The sequence below is a fragment of the Cellulomonas composti genome (assembly GCF_007990245.1).
In the GTDB taxonomy this organism is placed as follows: domain Bacteria; phylum Actinomycetota; class Actinomycetes; order Actinomycetales; family Cellulomonadaceae; genus Cellulomonas; species Cellulomonas composti.
In genome coordinates this window covers 132,294-148,273 of the sequence record NZ_BJWG01000007.1, presented here as the reverse complement: position 1 = coordinate 148,273, position 15,980 = coordinate 132,294, and the positions used below count along the sequence as shown (strand labels likewise).

At 74.7% G+C, this 15,980-nt stretch carries 14 protein-coding genes; 5 read left to right on the top strand and 9 right to left on the bottom strand.

The genetic code is table 11. From position 1 onward, the window contains the following. Positions 1-44: 44 nt before the first annotated feature. From CCO02nite_RS09290 to CCO02nite_RS09275, 4 genes are all read right to left on the bottom strand, one after another. Positions 45-2,564 (bottom strand): ABC transporter permease, encoded by a 2,520-nt coding sequence (locus tag CCO02nite_RS09290; RefSeq protein WP_246117457.1) that lies wholly within the window; start codon positions 2,562-2,564, stop codon positions 45-47. Between the two features lie 23 nt (positions 2,565-2,587). Further along, complete coding sequence (locus tag CCO02nite_RS09285; protein ID WP_146842847.1) at positions 2,588-3,373, bottom strand: ABC transporter ATP-binding protein; 786 nt, start codon at positions 3,371-3,373, stop codon at positions 2,588-2,590. 131 nt (positions 3,374-3,504) lie between these two features. Beyond that, the gene (locus CCO02nite_RS09280) at positions 3,505-4,248 is read right to left on the bottom strand and encodes a response regulator (protein ID WP_146842846.1); all 744 of its coding nucleotides are present in this window, start codon (positions 4,246-4,248) and stop codon (positions 3,505-3,507) included. After that, positions 4,245-5,522: a sensor histidine kinase gene (locus CCO02nite_RS09275; RefSeq protein ID WP_146842845.1), complete on the bottom strand. Its 1,278-nt coding sequence runs from the start codon at positions 5,520-5,522 to the stop codon at positions 4,245-4,247. The genes CCO02nite_RS09280 and CCO02nite_RS09275 overlap by 4 nt, the downstream gene beginning before the upstream one ends. 135 nt (positions 5,523-5,657) lie before the next feature. Here CCO02nite_RS09275 and CCO02nite_RS09270 point away from each other — a divergent pair, with 135 nt between their 5' ends. The 3 genes from CCO02nite_RS09270 to manA all read left to right on the top strand — a co-directional run bounded on the left by CCO02nite_RS09270 (position 5,658) and on the right by manA (position 9,003). Continuing rightward, the gene (locus CCO02nite_RS09270) at positions 5,658-6,359 is read left to right on the top strand and encodes a response regulator transcription factor (RefSeq protein ID WP_146842844.1); all 702 of its coding nucleotides are present in this window, start codon (positions 5,658-5,660) and stop codon (positions 6,357-6,359) included. A gap of 5 nt (positions 6,360-6,364) precedes the next feature. Next, positions 6,365-7,687, top strand: a complete 1,323-nt coding sequence (locus tag CCO02nite_RS09265) for a sensor histidine kinase (protein ID WP_146842843.1) — start codon at positions 6,365-6,367, stop codon at positions 7,685-7,687. Between the two features lie 122 nt (positions 7,688-7,809). Then, positions 7,810-9,003: a mannose-6-phosphate isomerase, class I gene (manA, locus tag CCO02nite_RS09260; RefSeq protein WP_146842842.1), complete on the top strand. Its 1,194-nt coding sequence runs from the start codon at positions 7,810-7,812 to the stop codon at positions 9,001-9,003. A gap of 18 nt (positions 9,004-9,021) precedes the next feature. On the opposite strand, the gene CCO02nite_RS09255 is transcribed toward manA, so the two are convergent. Beyond that, positions 9,022-9,573, bottom strand: a complete 552-nt coding sequence (locus CCO02nite_RS09255) for a GtrA family protein (protein WP_146842841.1) — start codon at positions 9,571-9,573, stop codon at positions 9,022-9,024. A 105-nt stretch (positions 9,574-9,678) separates the two neighbouring features. Between CCO02nite_RS09255 and CCO02nite_RS09250 the strand changes: the two genes are divergently transcribed. Both CCO02nite_RS09250 and purE read left to right on the top strand, forming a co-directional pair. After that, a complete protein-coding gene (locus CCO02nite_RS09250) occupies positions 9,679-10,842 on the top strand; it encodes a 5-(carboxyamino)imidazole ribonucleotide synthase (protein ID WP_146842840.1) in 1,164 nt (387 codons plus the stop codon). Positions 10,843-10,927: 85 nt separating this feature from the next. Further along, a complete protein-coding gene (gene purE / locus CCO02nite_RS09245) occupies positions 10,928-11,467 on the top strand; it encodes a 5-(carboxyamino)imidazole ribonucleotide mutase (protein ID WP_146842839.1) in 540 nt (179 codons plus the stop codon). 27 nt (positions 11,468-11,494) lie between these two features. Here purE and CCO02nite_RS09240 read toward each other — a convergent pair whose 3' ends face one another. The 4 genes from CCO02nite_RS09240 to CCO02nite_RS09225 are packed head-to-tail and all read right to left on the bottom strand — an operon-like array spanning position 11,495 to position 15,843. After that, positions 11,495-12,733 (bottom strand): DUF6716 putative glycosyltransferase, encoded by a 1,239-nt coding sequence (locus CCO02nite_RS09240; protein ID WP_146842838.1) that lies wholly within the window; start codon positions 12,731-12,733, stop codon positions 11,495-11,497. Continuing rightward, positions 12,730-13,731 (bottom strand): hypothetical protein, encoded by a 1,002-nt coding sequence (locus tag CCO02nite_RS09235; protein WP_146842837.1) that lies wholly within the window; start codon positions 13,729-13,731, stop codon positions 12,730-12,732. The genes CCO02nite_RS09240 and CCO02nite_RS09235 overlap by 4 nt, the downstream gene beginning before the upstream one ends. 16 nt (positions 13,732-13,747) lie before the next feature. After that, the gene (locus CCO02nite_RS09230) at positions 13,748-14,629 is read right to left on the bottom strand and encodes an N-acetylneuraminate synthase family protein (protein WP_146842836.1); all 882 of its coding nucleotides are present in this window, start codon (positions 14,627-14,629) and stop codon (positions 13,748-13,750) included. 32 nt (positions 14,630-14,661) lie between these two features. Continuing rightward, complete coding sequence (locus CCO02nite_RS09225) at positions 14,662-15,843, bottom strand: acylneuraminate cytidylyltransferase (RefSeq protein WP_246117456.1); 1,182 nt, start codon at positions 15,841-15,843, stop codon at positions 14,662-14,664. Positions 15,844-15,980: the final 137 nt, after the last annotated feature.

The window sequence follows — 15,980 nt, the reverse complement described above, 5'->3', positions numbered from 1 at the left end:
CCCAGGGTCCGTCAGTCCACCTTCATTCCACCCTCAGTCCACCGTCAGTCCACGGCGAGGGCGGCGACGGGGGAGGTGCGGGCCGCGGCGCGGCCCGGCAGGACCGAGGCGAGCAGCCCGGCCACGAGCGCGACCCCGAGCACGAGGGTCAGGTCGGCCCACGGCACGGTCAGGCGCAGCTCGCCCATGCCGCCGAACACCACGGCGGCACCGGCCCAGCCGTACAGCAGCCCCAGCCCGGCGCCGAACACCGCGCCGACCCCCGCTATCAGCAGGCCCTCGATCGCCAGCATCCGGCGCAGGCTGCGCCGCGACAGGCCGATCGCCCGCAGCGTGGCCGACTCGCGGCGGCGCTCGATCACCGACAGCGACAGCGTGTTGGCGACCCCGATGAGCGCGATCAGCACGGCCACCGCGAGGAGCCCGACGACGATCGCGAGCAGCGTGTCGATGATCCGCTCCGCCTGTGCGCGGTCGGCGGACGGGCTCGTGATGACCACGGGTACATCCGCGAGCGAGTCGCGGATGTCGGACGTCACGGCGGCCGCGTCGGCGTCGTCGGAGATGCGCACCCAGATGGTGTCGGCCGACGCGCCCGGCGCGAGCGTGCCGAAGGTCGTCGGGGTGAGGTACGCGTTGGTGCCCTGCCGCTCGACGACCGCGGTCGCGAGCGTGACCGGGTCTCCCGAGGTCTCGCCGGTGGTCGGGTCGACCGTCCGCACGACGACCTGCTCGAGGCCCGGTTCGGCGCGGTGCGGCAGCACGATCGTGCCGTCCGCGACGGGCTCGAGCACGGCGTCGTCGCGCACGACGGCGCGCACGTCGTCGGTCACCGCGTAGGCCTCGTACCAGGACTGCACCGACGCGTCCGTCGCGGAGTCGCTCACCGCGACGGTCGCGTGCGGGACCTCGACCGCCAGCGCGACGCCGTCGACCTGCTCGACGGTCGCGAGAGTCGCCGCGACGTCGGTGCCCGTGTCACCCGTCATCGTCGCGACCTGGACGTCGACCGGGTAGCGCGACGTCAGCTCGTGCCCGAGCGACGAGCGCGCGGTGGCGGCGCCCGTGCTCATCATCGCCACGAGCGTCACGCCGATCAGCAACGCGGTGCTGGTGGCGGCCGTGCGGCGCGGGTTGCGGACGGTGTTGGCCGCGGCGAGCCGCGCGGTCGCGTTGGCGCGCGCGAGCAGGCGTCCGACGAGCGCGACGACCTTCGGCACCCAGAACACGGCCCCGACGAGCACGCCGACGAACGACACGGCGCCGAACAGGACCCCCGTCGCCAGGGCCAGCATGACGTCGACCTTCCCGCTCAGTGCGGCCGCGGCGACGAGCGCGAGCGCGACGCCGCCGCCCACCGCGAGGAGCAGCGAGAAGGCCAGCCGGACGCGACCGGCGCGCGACGCCGCGGAAGGCGCCTCGGTGGGCCGCAGCGCGGCGATCGGTGAGACCTGCGTCGCCGCGCGGGCCGGCACGAGCGAGGCCAGCACGGTCACCGCGACGCCGACGAGCAGCGGCCACAGGACGACCGGGGCGGTGACCGTGACCGTGCCGGGCAGCGGTGCGTCGAGATCCATCCGGCCGAGCACGACGAGCGCGCCCTGGGCGAGCGCCGCGCCCGTGAGCAACCCGATCAGCGAGGCCCCGAGGCCGAGGATGCCCGCCTCCAGAAGGACCGAACGGCGCAGCTGGCCGCGGACGGCGCCGACGCAGCGCAGCAGCGCGAGCGTGCGGGTGCGCTGCGCGACGAGCACCTGGAACGTGTTGGCGATGACGAGCGCCGCCACCAGGAGGGCGACGGCCGCGAAGCCGAGCACGACGCCGACGAGGATGTTGCCGTCGGACGAGATCTCGTCGATCTGCGCCCGGGCGGCGTCGTCCCGGCTCATCACGGTCGCGTCACCCTGCACCGCGGCCTGCACGGCCGACTGGACGGTCGCGACGTCCCCCGTGGTCGCGACGACGACCCCGTACCCGATGTCGCCGAGGTCGTCGACGTCGCTCCACCCGGCCACGGCGGACGGGGTCGCGAGCGCGGCGCCGCCGTACTGGGTCCACGCGCCCGCCGGGTCGACGGCGACGCCGACGACCCGCACGTCCTGCGTGCGCTGGGTCGAGGACCCGTCGTCGTCCCAGTCCGTCCAGGAGAGCTCGACGGTGTCGCCGACGGTGACGTCCAGGCGTTCGAGCGTCGAGGCGGGCAGCGCGATCTCGTCGTCCGCGGCCGGGACCGCGCCCGGCGACACGTCGAGCGTCGAGAGGCTGGGCGCCGATGCGTTCGGCACGATCGTCTGGACGACGCGGCGCGCGCCGTCGGCGACCAGCACGGACCCGCTGACCAGCGGGTCGGCCGCCGCGACGCCCGGGACCGCGCGGATCTCGGCCACCTGGCTCGCGGCGTCCGAGCCGCGCACGACGAGGTCGGCGTGCGCGAGGCCCGCCGTGACGGCGTCGTAGCTCGTGCGCGTGATGACACCGCCCGCCAGGAGCGTCGCCGCGACGAACGCGGTGCCGATCGCGACCGCGATCCCCGCGGCGAGCAGGCGGCCCAGGCTGCGGCGCATCTGCGCCAGTGTGAGGCGCAGCATCAGGACGCCACCGCCTCGGCGGCGGGCGCGTCGAGCGCGCGCAGCGCGTCCAGCCCGGCGAGCACCGACTCGGGGGTCGGGTCGGCGATGTCACCCGCGATGCGACCGTCGGCCAGCAGCACGACGCGGTCCGCGTACGCCGCGGCCGTCGGGTCGTGCGTGACCATGACGACCGTGCGGCCGAGCTCGCGCACCGAGCGGCGCAGGAAGCTCAGGACCTCGGCACCCGAGCGCGAGTCGAGGTTGCCCGTGGGCTCGTCGGCGAACACCACGTCGGGCCGGGCGATCAGGGCCCGGGCGATCGCGACACGCTGCTGCTGGCCGCCCGACAGCTCGCTCGGCCGGTGCGTGAGCCGCTGACCGAGCCCGAGCGTCGCGACCAGCAGGTCGAGCCACTCGCGGTCCGGCCGGGTGCCGGCCAGCTCGAGCGGCAGCAGGATGTTCTGCTCGGCGGTGAACATCGGCAGCAGGTTGAACGACTGGAACACGAAGCCGACCCGGTCGCGACGCAGCCGCGTGAGCGCGTCGTCGTCCAGGCGCGTGACGTCGGTGCCGCCCAGCGTGACCGTCCCGGCGGTCGCCTGGTCCAGGCCCGCGAGCAGGTGCATGAGCGTCGACTTGCCCGAGCCGGAGGGGCCCATGATCGCGGTGAACGCACCCGCGGCGAAGTCGACGTCGACACCGTCGAGCGCGCGCACGGCGGCGGCGCCCGACCCGTAGGTCTTGGTCAGGCCGCGCGCGCTGGACGCGGTGGTGGCTGTGGTCTGGGACGGGCTCGCGGCCACGTGGTCCTCCTGAGGCGGTACGGCGATCGGTTCTCCGACGATGCCTCGACGCTACGAGCGGCCCCGACCGGTCCGCGTCGCCCCGTGGTCCGGTCCCGCGGCGGCCCCGGTCATCCCCGGGGCGGATCCCGTCAGGACCCGGGTCGCACGAGGCCGGCCTCGTAGGCGGTGACGACGGCCTGCACGCGGTCGCGCGCGCCGAGCTTGGCCAGGATCCGCCCGACGTGCGTCTTGACGGTCGCCTCGGCGACGAACAGGTCGTGCCCGATCTCGGTGTTGGACCGGCCGCGCGCCATCAGCACGAGCACCTCGCGCTCGCGTTCGGTGAGCTCGGCGACGGCGATGGTCGCGGGGGACTCGTCGCCGTCGGCGCTCGCGGCCGGCAGCGCGGTGACCAGGTGCTCGATGAGGCGCCGCGTCGAGGACGGCGCGATCACGGCGTCGCCGTGGTGGACCGTGCGGATCGCGGCGAGCATCTCCTCGGGCGGTGCGTCCTTGAGCAGGAAGCCGCTCGCACCGGCGCGGATCGCCGCGAGCACGTACTCGTCGAGGTCGAACGTCGTGAGCACGATGACCCGGGGCGCGGGCTCGGCGTCGGTGCCGCGCGCGACGATGTGCTCGGTCGCCTCGAGCCCGTCCATCGTCGGCATCCGGACGTCCATCAGCACGACGTCGACGCCGCCGAGCGCGGTGCGGGCGGCCGGGTCCAGCACGCGCACGGCCTGTGCGCCGTCGCCGGCCTCCGCGACGACCTCCAGGTCGGGCTGCGAGTCGATCACCATGCGGAAGCCGGCACGGACCAGCTGCTGGTCGTCGACCAGCGCGACCCGGATGGGGCGGGCGGTGCCGGGCGCGGTGTCGTTCGTCGTGGTCACGACGGGCTCTCCTCATGGTCGTCCCGGGACGCGGGAATGCCGCCGGGGGTCGGGATGTGGGCACGGACGCGGAAGCCGCCGCCCGGGCGCGGGCCGACGGTCACGGTGCCCCCGAACATCGTCGCGCGCTCCTGCATGCCGCGCAGGCCGTTCCCGAGCCCGTCCGACACGGCCGAGGCGCCGCGGCCGTCGTCGGCGACGTCGAGCTCGATCGACTCGGGCCGCCACTGCACGACGACCGTGACCCGCGGCCCCGGGCCGGCGTGCTTGAGCACGTTCGTCAGCGCCTCCTGCGCGATCCGGTAGACCGTCAGCCCGACCCCCGGCGGCAGCGAGCGAGGTGTCCCGAGCCGCACGAACGAGACGTGCGCGCCGCTCGCCTGCACCTGCTCGACGAGCTGGGGGATCTGGGCCTCGCTCGGCTGGGGCGTGGTGCCGCCGGCCCCGGCCTCGGGCTCGTCGGACGTGTGCGCGGGCAGGACCCCTGGACGCTCGCCCGCCCGGGTGTCCGTGCCGGCGTCGCTGCGCAGCACGCCGAGCAGGCGTCGCATGTCGGTCAGGGCCGCACGGCCCGTCTCGCCGATCGTCCCCAGCGCGCGGGTGGCCGCGGCCGGGTCCGCCTGCGCGGCGTACCGGCCGCCGTCGGCCTGCGCGATCATCACGCTGAGCGAGTGGGCGACGATGTCGTGCATCTCGCGTGCGATGCGTGCGCGTTCGGCCGCGGTCGCGATGAGCGCCTGCTGGTCGCGTTCGACCTCGAGCCGCTGCGCGCGGTCGACGAGCGCCTCGAGCGTCTCGCGCCGGGCGCGCCGGACGAGCCCGAACGCCCACGCCGCGAGCGACGACGTCGCGATGAGCAGCGCCAGGACGATCGCGCCCGCGGGATCGTAGAAGGCGTCCAGGACGACGGCCGGGACCACGGTCGACGCGACGAGTGCGAGCGCGATCGCGGTGCGGTGCGCCCAGCGGGGGCCGTGCACCGTCACCGAGTACAGCGCGACGAGCACCGCGAGGTCGGCCGGCAGGATCGCGGGCCCGTAGACCAGGTGGGTGAGGCCGACCGCGTAGACCGCGGCGGCCGAGGCCGTCGGCCGCACGCGGCGCCACGCGAGCGGTACGACGAGCGCGACCGACCACCACCCGCCCGCGGCTTCGGACCCCAGCACGCCCACCGCGAGCCCGGCGGGCACGAGGACGAGCGCGAGCATCGCGGCGAGCAACGCGTCGACGACGAGGCGGTGGGTGTCCTCCCATCGCAGCGCGCGCTCCCACATGTCGTCGAGCGTAGGGCTGCTGGCGCCCGTGGCCATGGTCCCGGGGACGGAGCTCGCGGCGTCGGGCTCCACCCGTGGGCGCAGATCGCGCGGTGCACTGGCGAGGGATACCGGGTCGTGACCTAGCATGGGCGAATGACCCTGGTGCTGCTGGCCGAGGACGATCCCGCGATTGCCGAGCCTTTGGCTCGTGCACTCGGACGTGAAGGCTATGACGTGCGCGTGCAAGGCACGGGTCAAGGGGCGATCGACGGAGCCGCGGCCGCGGACCTCGTCGTGCTGGACCTGGGCCTGCCGGACATGGACGGGCTCGACGTGGCCCGTGCGATCCGCCACCAGGGCCTGACCGTGCCCGTCCTGGTGCTCACGGCGCGCGCGGACGAGGTCGATCTCGTCGTCGGGCTCGACGCGGGAGCCGACGACTACGTGACCAAGCCGTTCCGGCTCGCCGAGCTGCTCGCGCGCGTGCGTGCGCTGCTGCGGCGGGCGTCGGGCGACCCGTCCGACGAGGACGAGCTGCGCGCGCAGGACGTGCGCGTCGACGTCGCCGCCCACCGCGCCTTCCAGGCCGAGCGAGAGCTGCACCTGACCGCCAAGGAGTTCGACCTGCTGCGCGTGCTCGTCGGGTCGGCGGGCCTCGTCGTCGCGCGCGAGACGCTCATGCGCGAGGTGTGGGACTCGGACCCGACGGGCTCGACCAAGACGCTCGACATGCACGTGTCGTGGCTGCGCCGCAAGCTCGGTGACGACGCGAACGCGCCCCGTTACGTGACGACCGTGCGCGGCATGGGCTTCCGGTTCGAGTCGGGCGCGGTGCCCCTCGCCGATCGGCCCTAGCGCCCGTGCGACGTCGCGTCCTGCAGGCGACCATCGCGGCCGTGACCGTCGCGGTGGTGCTGCTGGGCTTCCCGCTCGCGTTCCTTGGTGCCCAGCTCGTGCGCACCAACGAGGTGCAGCGGCTCGAGACCCGGGCCGACTCGGCCGCGCGTGCGGTCGACTTCCGCACCGAGCAGGGCGTCGAGCTCAGCGACCGGATGTTCGAGCCGTACGCGGACGAGGAGGGCGAGCTGCCCGCCTCCGTGGTGGTCCGCACGCCCGACGGGCAGATCTACCAGGCGGGTGAGCGTGTCTCGGGCCGGAGCCTGTCCGTGCGCGCGATCTCCGACACCGGAGCGCTCGTGCTCGTCTACGTGTCCTGGTGGTCCGTGTTCTGGATGAGCGCGCGCGTGATCCTGCTCGTCGTGGTCGCGGCGGTGGTCGCGTTCGCGGCGGGCATCGCGATGGCGATCTGGCAGGCGAACCGGCTCGCGGCACCGCTCGTGTACCTCGCGGCGTCCGCGGAACAGCTCGGCTCGGGGCAGGTCCGTCCGCGCCTCGAGCCGTCCGGCGTGGAGGAGATCGACCTCGTCGCGTCCGAGCTCGCGCGCTCGGCCGACCGGATGGCCTCACGCCTCGCGGCCGAGCGGCAGTTCGCCGCCGACGCGTCGCACCAGCTGCGCACGCCGCTGACGGCGCTGTCGATGCGGCTAGAGGAGATCACGCTCGCGACGCAGGACGAGGCCGTGCGCGAGGAGGCACGGATCAGCCTCGAGCAGGTCGAGCGGCTCGTCCGCGTCGTCGACGACCTGCTGATGGCCTCGCGCCGCGCTCAGGGCGGCACGACCGAGGCCATCCATCTCCTCGAGGTCGTGCACCAGCAGGAGGAGGAGTGGGCGCCGACGTTCGAGGCCGTCGGGCGTTCGCTCGTCGTCGAGGTCGACCGCGCGACGCAGGTGCTCGCGACGCCCGGGGCGCTCGCCCAGGTCCTCGCGACCCTCATCGAGAACTCCCTGCGGCACGGCGCGGGGACGACGACCGTGCGCTCGCGCGTCGGCGGACCCTCGGGTGCGGTCGTCGTCGAGGTCGCCGACGAGGGTCAGGGCGTGCCCGACGAGCTCGCCGGCCGGATCTTCGAGCGCGAGGTGACGTCCGGCAAGGGCACCGGTCTGGGGCTCGCGCTCGCGCGGGACCTGGCCTCGGCCGACGGCGGGCGGCTCGAGCTCGCGCAGCGGCGCCCGGCGGTGTTCGCGCTGTTCCTGTCCGGGGTGCCCGCCTCGATGCGGCCCGACGTCGTGCTGCCGCTCGGCGCGGTGGTCTCGGCGCGGCCGGACCGCCGGCGTCGCTGACGTCCGGCGCCAGAATCGTCGGCAGCTCGTCGGCCGCTCGTCGACAGCGTCGGCCGATCGTCGGCCATGGTCGGCGTCACCGGTAGTGTGTGGGGACTCGCGCCCGGCCCGGAAGGAAGCGCATGTACCGCCTCGCACCCGCGATCCAGCACTACGCGTGGGGCTCGAGCCAGCACATCCCGCAGCTGCTGGGCATCGAGGTCACCGACCGCCCGGTCTCGGAGGCGTGGTTCGGCGCGCACCCGTCGGCGCCCGCGGTGCTGAGCGGCGCGAGCGAGCCGACGCTGGACGCGCTGGTCGCGGCGGACCCGCACGGCGTGCTGGGTGACGACGTGGTGGCGCGGTTCGGCGAGCAGCTGCCGTACCTGCTCAAGCTCATCGCGGCGGCCTCGCCCGTCTCGCTGCAGGTGCACCCGTCGCGCGCCCGCGCCCGCGACGGCTTCGAGCGCGAGAGCGCGGCCGGCGTGCCGATCGACGCACCGCACCGCAGCTACCGGGACCGCAACCACAAGCCGGAGCTCGTGTTCGCGCTGACCAGGCTCGAGGCGATGGTCGGCTTCCGGGCACCCCGGCGGGCGGCCGAGCTCCTGACCGGTCTGGAGTCGGCGCTCGCCGAACAGCTCCACAAGCTCCTGATCGGCGACCCGTCCCCGCAAGGTGTGCGTGACGCGTTCCAGTGGCTGCTCGCGCCCGGGACCCGCCCGCATGCCGACGACGTCGCCGAGCTGGCGCGTGCCTGCCAGCAACGACTCGATGCCGGCTCGCCGTCGCCCCGCACGGACCGCACGGTGATCCGCCTGCACGCGCAGTACCCGGGCGACCCGGGTGCGGTCACGTCCGTGCTGCTCAACCCGGTCACGCTGCAGCCCGGTGAGGTGCTGTTCGTCCCGGCGGGAGCGGTGCACTCCTACCTCGAGGGCTTCGCCGTCGAGCTGATGGCGAACTCCGACAACGTCCTGCGGGCGGGCCTGACCCCCAAGCACGTCGATGTCGCCGAGCTGCTCGAGACGGTCGACACGGTCGCCGCCCCGCCCATCCGCATCGCGCCCGAGCACGTGTTCACCTCGACCGACGTCTTCTACGCCCCGGTCGACGACTTCGAGCTGTCGGTCACGCACCTGACGACCGACGACGAGGCGCGTGTACCCGGCCGTGGCCCGCGCATCGTGCTGTGCCTCGAGGGCGACGTCGAGGTCCGCGGCGAGCACGACGGAGCTCTGCGCCTGAGCGCGGGGCAGGCGGCGTTCGTGCCGGCGTCCGACGGCCCGCTCGTCGCGACCGGTCGCGGGCGGATGGTCCAGGCCGACGTGCCGTAGCAGTCAGGCCTCCCGGCGTCAGTGTTCGTGCTCTTCGAGCGCCTCGACCGCGACCATCGGGATGACCGGCTGCACGGCCAGCGCGACCGCGACCTCGGTGACGCGGTGCTCGTCGAGCGCCTCGTCGGCGCCCGTGAACACCCAACGCTTGTAGCCGACGTAGCGCAGCACCGTGCCGAGCGCGATGCCGATGAAGTTGGCGATGTTGTCCGGCAGCGGGCCGTCCAGGTGCAGCACGTACTGCGAGACCGCGAGCGGGGCGGCGCCGATGACCAGCGCGAGCGCGTTGACCACGGCGAACAGCAGCAGCTCTCGGCCGCGCTGCGCGGTGCGTTGCGACGAGAACGTCCACAGCCGGTTGCCGGCCCACGAGACGAGCGTCGCGACGATCGTCGCCACGACCTTCGCGGTGATGGGCTTGGCGCCCAGCAGCTCGTTCGGTCCGAACCTCAGCAGGTTGTACAGACCCACGTCGACGACGAACGCGACGCCGCCGACGGTCAGGAACCGGGCGAGCTCGAGCGCCCGGCCCCAGCGGGGGTCGGACAGCAGGCGGTCCCGGACACTCACCCGGCGAGGATAGACCCCGGACCGAGGGATCACGCGTTCGCGGCGTGCGGCGCGGCCGTGGACCTGCACGGCGGCCCGCTGCCGGCGTCGGTAGGGTGGGCGGCCGTGAGCGCTCCCGTGGTGGCCGTGGTCGGTGGTGGGCAGCTGGCCCGCATGATGGCGCCGGCGGCCACCGCGCTGGGTCTGCACCTGCGCGTGCTCGTCGAGAGCGGGACGTCGTCGGCCGCGCAGGTCGTCGTGGACGCGCCGGTGGGTGCTGCGTCCGACGAGGCTGCGGTGACCGCGCTCGCGCAGGGCGCCGCGGCGCTGACGTTCGAGCACGAGCACGTCCCGAACGCGCTGCTCGACCGGCTCGCCGCCGCCGGCGTGCCCGTCCGGCCGGGTGCCGCCGCGCTCGTGCACGCGCAGGACAAGATCACGATGCGCCGCCGGCTGACCGAGCTGGGGGTGCCGTGCCCGCGCTGGGCGCCGCTGCCCGACGCGACCGCGCTCGCGGCGTTCCTCGCGGAGAGCCCCGACGGGACCGCGGTGGTCAAGACCGCCCGCGGCGGCTACGACGGCAAGGGGGTGCGGGTCGTGCGGGCCGCCGACGAGGCCGACGACTGGTTCGCGCGGGCTGCGCGGCCGGGGGCCGCACCCTTGCTCGTCGAGGAGCGGGTGCCGTTCACGCGTGAGCTCGCGGTGCTCGTCGCGCGTACGCCGTCGGGTGAGATGCGCACGTGGCCCGTCGTCGAGTCGGTACAGCGCGACGGTGTGTGCGCGGAGGTCGTCGCGCCCGCGCCGGCGCTCGCCGAGCGGACCCGGGCACGCGCTGTCGACGTGGCGGTGCGCGTCGCCGAAGGGCTCGGCGTCGTCGGCGTGCTCGCGGTCGAGCTGTTCGAGGTCGCGAGCCCGGACGACGACCCCGCGGTCGTCGTGAACGAGCTCGCGATGCGTCCGCACAACTCGGGCCACTGGACCATCGACGGGGCCGTGACCAGCCAGTTCGAGCAGCACCTGCGCGCCGTCCTCGACCTGCCGCTGGGGGACACCGCACCGCTTGCACGCTGGACCGTGATGGCCAACGTGCTGGGCAGCTCGCTCGTCGAGCTGACCGACGCGCTGCCGCTCGTCGCCGCGCTCGACCCGGGCGCCAAGGTGCAGCTCTACGGCAAGGACGTGCGGCCCGGCCGCAAGCTCGGCCACGTCAACGTGAGCGGCGACGACCTGGCTGATGTGCGTGCCCGCGCGCTCGCCGCGGCCGCGCTGCTGCGGGGCGAGCGCGCGTGAACGTGCGCCGACCGCGAACACGGACCCGTCCGCGGCCCGCGACGGCCAGGATGGGCAGCACGCCGCCGAACGTGAGGAGAGGTCGATGACCGCAGCAGCCCTGGTGGGCATCGTCATGGGGTCCGACTCGGACTGGCCCGTGATGGAGGCCGCCGCGAAGGTGCTCGGCGAGTTCGACGTGCCCGTCGAGGTCGACGTCGTCTCCGCGCACCGCCAGCCCGAGAAGATGCTCGCGTACGGCCAGGGGGCCGCCGCGCGGGGTGTGCGCGTGATCGTGGCGGGCGCCGGCGGGGCCGCGCACCTGCCGGGGATGCTCGCGTCCGTCACGACGCTGCCGGTCGTCGGGGTTCCCGTGCCGCTCGCGCACCTCGACGGGCTCGACTCGCTGCTCTCGATCGTGCAGATGCCCGCGGGCATCCCGGTCGCGACGGTCAGCGTCGGGGGTGCCCGCAACGCCGGCCTGCTCGCGGTGCGGATCCTCGCGTCCGGCACCGACGACGAGTCGCGCCGGCTCGCCGCGCGTCTGGCCGACTTCCGCGACGACCTGCGGGCGCAGGCCGATGCGAAGGGCGAGCGGTTGCGCTCGCTCACGGGTGGACGCCAGGCCACCGGCTTCCAGGCTTGACGCGGTCCGCCGCGACGCGCGGCGGGGTCAGCGGCGCAGCAGCACGTCGGCGGCCGAGCGCGCCCAGCGTGAGCCGCGGGGCAGCGCGAGGCGGACGCGGCGGCGCACCCGCGACGGCAGCGAGCCCACGCGGGCGGGGACCACGACCGCCGGCAGCGTTCGGGCGTGCGCGGCGGCGACGCCCGCGGCCAGCGCGGCCGGCAGCTCGTCCGGCTCGGGGTGCAGGTAGTTGCGCTCGAGCCACGCAGGGTCGGCCGTGAAGGCGCGGCCCGCGGCGACGTCGTCGAGCGTGCCGACCAGGCCCGAGTCGGCGTACACGAGCGTGAGGTCGTGCTCGCCGACACCCTGCTCGCCGACGACGACGAGCGCACGCAACCCGAGCGCCAGCGCCTCGAGCACCGCGGTCGAGCTCACGGTCACCAGCGCGGTGCCGCGCTCGAGGAACTCGTCGAGCGGCCCGGTGGCGACCCGCAGCGCGTCGACGCCCGGCAGCTCGGCGTGCTCGGCGACCAGGGTGTCGAACGGCCAGCGCTCGCGGTGGGTCTGCGCGTCACCGGCCAGGCCGCGCAGCTTGACGACCACGTCGAGGTCGGGCCGGGCCGCCGCGAGCCTGCCGAGCGCGGCGAGCAGCTCGACACGCTCGTCGAGCTGTGCCGGGAACTTCGCCTGCGGCGCGAGGACGACCCGTCGCAGCGGTGTCGTGTCGGGTGCGACGGGACCGGCGTGCGCGTTCCCGGCGAGGAAGGGCAGACGGTCGACGACCACGTCGAGCGGGATGTCGAGCCGGGCCGCCAGGTCGACGAACTCGTCGCGTTCCCGGTGGGAGTGCACGACGAGCACGTCGACTCCCGCCCGGTAGCGCAGCGCGAGCTCGGTCGCGGGCACGGACATGCCCGGCAGGCCGGTGACGAGCAGCGGGCGGAAGGGCAGGTCGGCGAGCGTCCGCAGCAGCAGCTCGGCGGCCGGGCCGGTCGTCGCGACCAGCACGACGTCGGGGCGGGTGGCGAGCAGGAGCCGGCGCAGCGCGCGCAGCGTCACGCGCTCGGGCGGTCGGTCGTGCCAGCGGCTGCGCGAGACGGCGGCGGCCACCTGCTCGTCCGTCGGATCGGTGGGGGAGCGCAGGACCACCAGTGCGGGGTCGACGAGCAGGTCGTCGGCCGTGCCCGGGCCCTCGGCGGACGCGAGCCGTTCCAGGGTGCTCGCGGCCCACTTGAGGTAGGAGTCGGAGTCGGCGACCGCGAGCACCCGGGCACGCGGCCGGGTCACGGCTCCAGGCCCTCGACGTCCGGCAGCGATGCCCGGAACCGGGCCGAGGCGGCCGTCGTCCACCAGGAGTCCGGGATGCGGGTGCCCGAGAGCGTGACTCCCGCGTCGGCGAGCACGCCGCGCAGCGAGAGCAGCGGTGTCGACGGCAGGCAGTGCACGACCGCCCCCTGGGGAAGGCAGCGCAGGCTCACCTCGACCGGCCACGGCCCGCGTTCGACCCGGACGGAGGCGCGGTCGGCGACGTGTGCGGTGATCGACGGGCTCTCGCGGCGGTGCGGGATGTAGACGACCTCGCCCGAGGCCGCCTCCGCGATGCCGTGCACCCACGAGGTGTAGGCCGCGCGGTGCACCAGCCCGTCGGTCGCCATGGCGGAGCCGACGACGACCTCGCGGGCGCCGTGCAGCTCGGGTTCGCGCAGCGAGCTGCTCCACGCGAAGGAGTGGGCCACGATCTGTCCGCCGAGCTGGGCGAACGACTGCTCGACCTCCGGCCGCACCGGCAGCACGGTGAACACGGTCAGCCGGCCCCGGCGCGCAAGCCCCAGCAGGTGCGAGCGGGCGGCGAGCGCGAGGGAACGTCGAGCCGTCCCCGGCTTGGCGCGTGCCCGCGACAACCCGCTCGCGGACGGGTTCGTCAGCAGGTCGAGCAGGTGCAGCGTCGCGAGCCCGTCGTCGAGCACGACGAACGGTGCGCGTCGGCTGAGCAGGGTGCGCGACTGGACCGCACCCGAGAACGCGTCACCGACCGCGCCAGGTGCGGGGTGCCGCCACAGGCCGCCCGTGCTCGACGCCTCGAGGCGCACCCCCGAGGGGAGCGCCACCCGGCCCAGGCGGGCGGCCAGCTCGTCGATGGACCTGATCCCCGAGCGGTGCACGACCGACACCTCGGGGCCCAGGAGCCCGGCGTCGGCGGCCTCCAGCGCCGAGACCATCTGCAGCGGTGACTCCACCCATGCACGGACCGCCGAACCGGCGGAGACAGGGGTGGTGCTGCTCACGGTGTCCGGACCTGCCTCAGGCGCCCACGCGGCGCAGGCGGGACAGGGGCGCGATCTCACCGGGGAAGACACGCTTCACGCCGTCGCCCATCGCCTGCTCGACGATGCGGATGTCCCGTACGAGGTGCTGCAGTCCGCCCGGCTCGAGCGACGACGCCTGGTCCGAGCCCCACATCGTGCGGTCGAGGGTGATGTGACGCTCGACCGCGACCGCGCCGAGCGCGACCGCGGCGATCGAGATCTGCAGGCCGCGCTCGTGGCCCGAGTAGCCGACCGGCACGCCGTAGCGTCCGCGCAGCGTCTCGATCATGCGCAGGTTCGCCTCCTCGGGAGGCAGCGGGTACGTCGAGGTCGCGTGCATGAGCACGAGGCGGTCGGTGCCGACGGTCTCGACCGCCGTGTCGACCTGCTCGATCGTCGACATGCCCGTCGAGAGGATGAGCGGCTTGCCGGTGTCTGCGAGCGCGCGCAGCAGCTCGAGGTCGGTGACGGACGCGGAGGCCACCTTGTGACCGACGACGCCCAGCTCCTCGAGGAACTCCACCGACGGCACGTCCCACGGCGAGGCGAACCACTGCAGCCCGCGCTCGGCGGCGTACGCACCGATCTCGAGGTACTGCTCGCGCCCGAACTCCACGCGGTAGCGGTAGTCCAGGTAGGTCATCTCGCCCCACGGCGTCTGCCGGATCTGGTCCCGCTGCGCGAGCGGCGTCGAGATGTCCGGCGTGCGCTTCTGGAACTTGACCGCCTGGGCGCCGGCGTCGGCGGCCACGTCGATCAGCGCCTTCGCGATCTCGACGTCACCGTTGTGGTTGAGCCCGATCTCGCCGATCACGTACACGGGTTCGGCGGTGCCGATCCTGTGGTTGCCGAACTCGATCGAGGGCGCGCTGGTCATGTAGTTCCTCTCCGGCACCTGAGGCACCTTCTTCATCGTCCCACGCCGGGCACGCCGGCCCGGTCGCGGGACGCCAGGATGCGGTCGGCCACCTCACGGACCGCGCCGGCGCCCCCGGGGGCATCGAGCACGATACGCGCGACGGCGCGGACCTGCGGCCGCGCGTCGGCGACGGCCACGGGCCAGCCGACGAGCGCGAGCGCGGGAAGGTCGTTCACGTCGTTGCCGACGTACGCGACGCGGCTCGGGTCGAGACCGTGCGCGTCGAGCCAGCCGCGCAGCGCGGCGGCCTTGTCCTCGACGGACTGCAGGCACTCCACCCCGAGCTTGCGGGCGCGTGCCGAGACCACCGGATCGGTCTCGGTGGACAGGATCAGCATCGGCACACCCGCGCGCCGCAGGTGCTTGACGCCCATCCCGTCGGCGCGCGAGACGCGCACGTGCTCGTGCCCGTCGCGGTCCACCAGGGCGCGGTCGTCGGTGTGCACGCCGTCGAAGTCGGTGACGAGCGCGTCGACGTCGATGGGCTCGACGCCGGTCGCGGTCTGCTGCTGCGCGGCGAACCGAGGGGCGAGCGCCCGCACGATCGCGAGGTCGTCGGGTGAGTCGATCTCGACCGCCGTCGCCGGGTCGACCACCTCGAGTCCGACCCGTCCGAAGAAGCGGTGGCCGGCGGACCGCAGGCCCGATGTGCGCATCGCGTAGAACTGACCCGTCTCCGCGAACAGGGGCGTGCGGTCCTGTCGTCGCGGGCGCACCGCGGCGTCATGTCCCACGGCGACCGCCCGGCCGTCCTGCTCGCGCCACGTGAACACGTGCGTCGGGGCGGCGCTGAGCACCGCGTCGTCCGTGTCGTCGAGCACGCGGTGCACCGCGCGGGCGAGCGCGGCGGCGTCGATGAACGGCGAGGTCGCCTGCAGCAGCACCGTCACGAGCGGCTGCGTGCCCTCGTCCGCGAGCTCGTCGAGCACGTGCAGCACGGCGGACTCCGAGCTCGCGGTGTCACCCGCGATCGCGGCGGGGCGTGCGACCACCCGCGCGCCCGCGCGGCGGGCGTGCGCGGCGATCTCGTCGTGGTCGGTGCTGACGACCACGAGGTCCACGCCGTCCGCCGCGAGTGCCGTCTCGACGGCGCGTGCGACCAGGGTGCGACCGCCGACGACCTCGAGGTTCTTGAGCGGGATGCCCTTGGAGCCACCGCGTGCCGGGATCACGACGACCGCGCGCGGCTGCGGGGTGGCGCTGCGGTCCAGGACGGTCCTCCGGTTCGACCCTCCTGCCCGACGGGGCTGTCGGCGGCGCGGTCCGTGACCGGCACCCTCAGGGGGGGAGCGAGTGGTTGCTCGGCCCA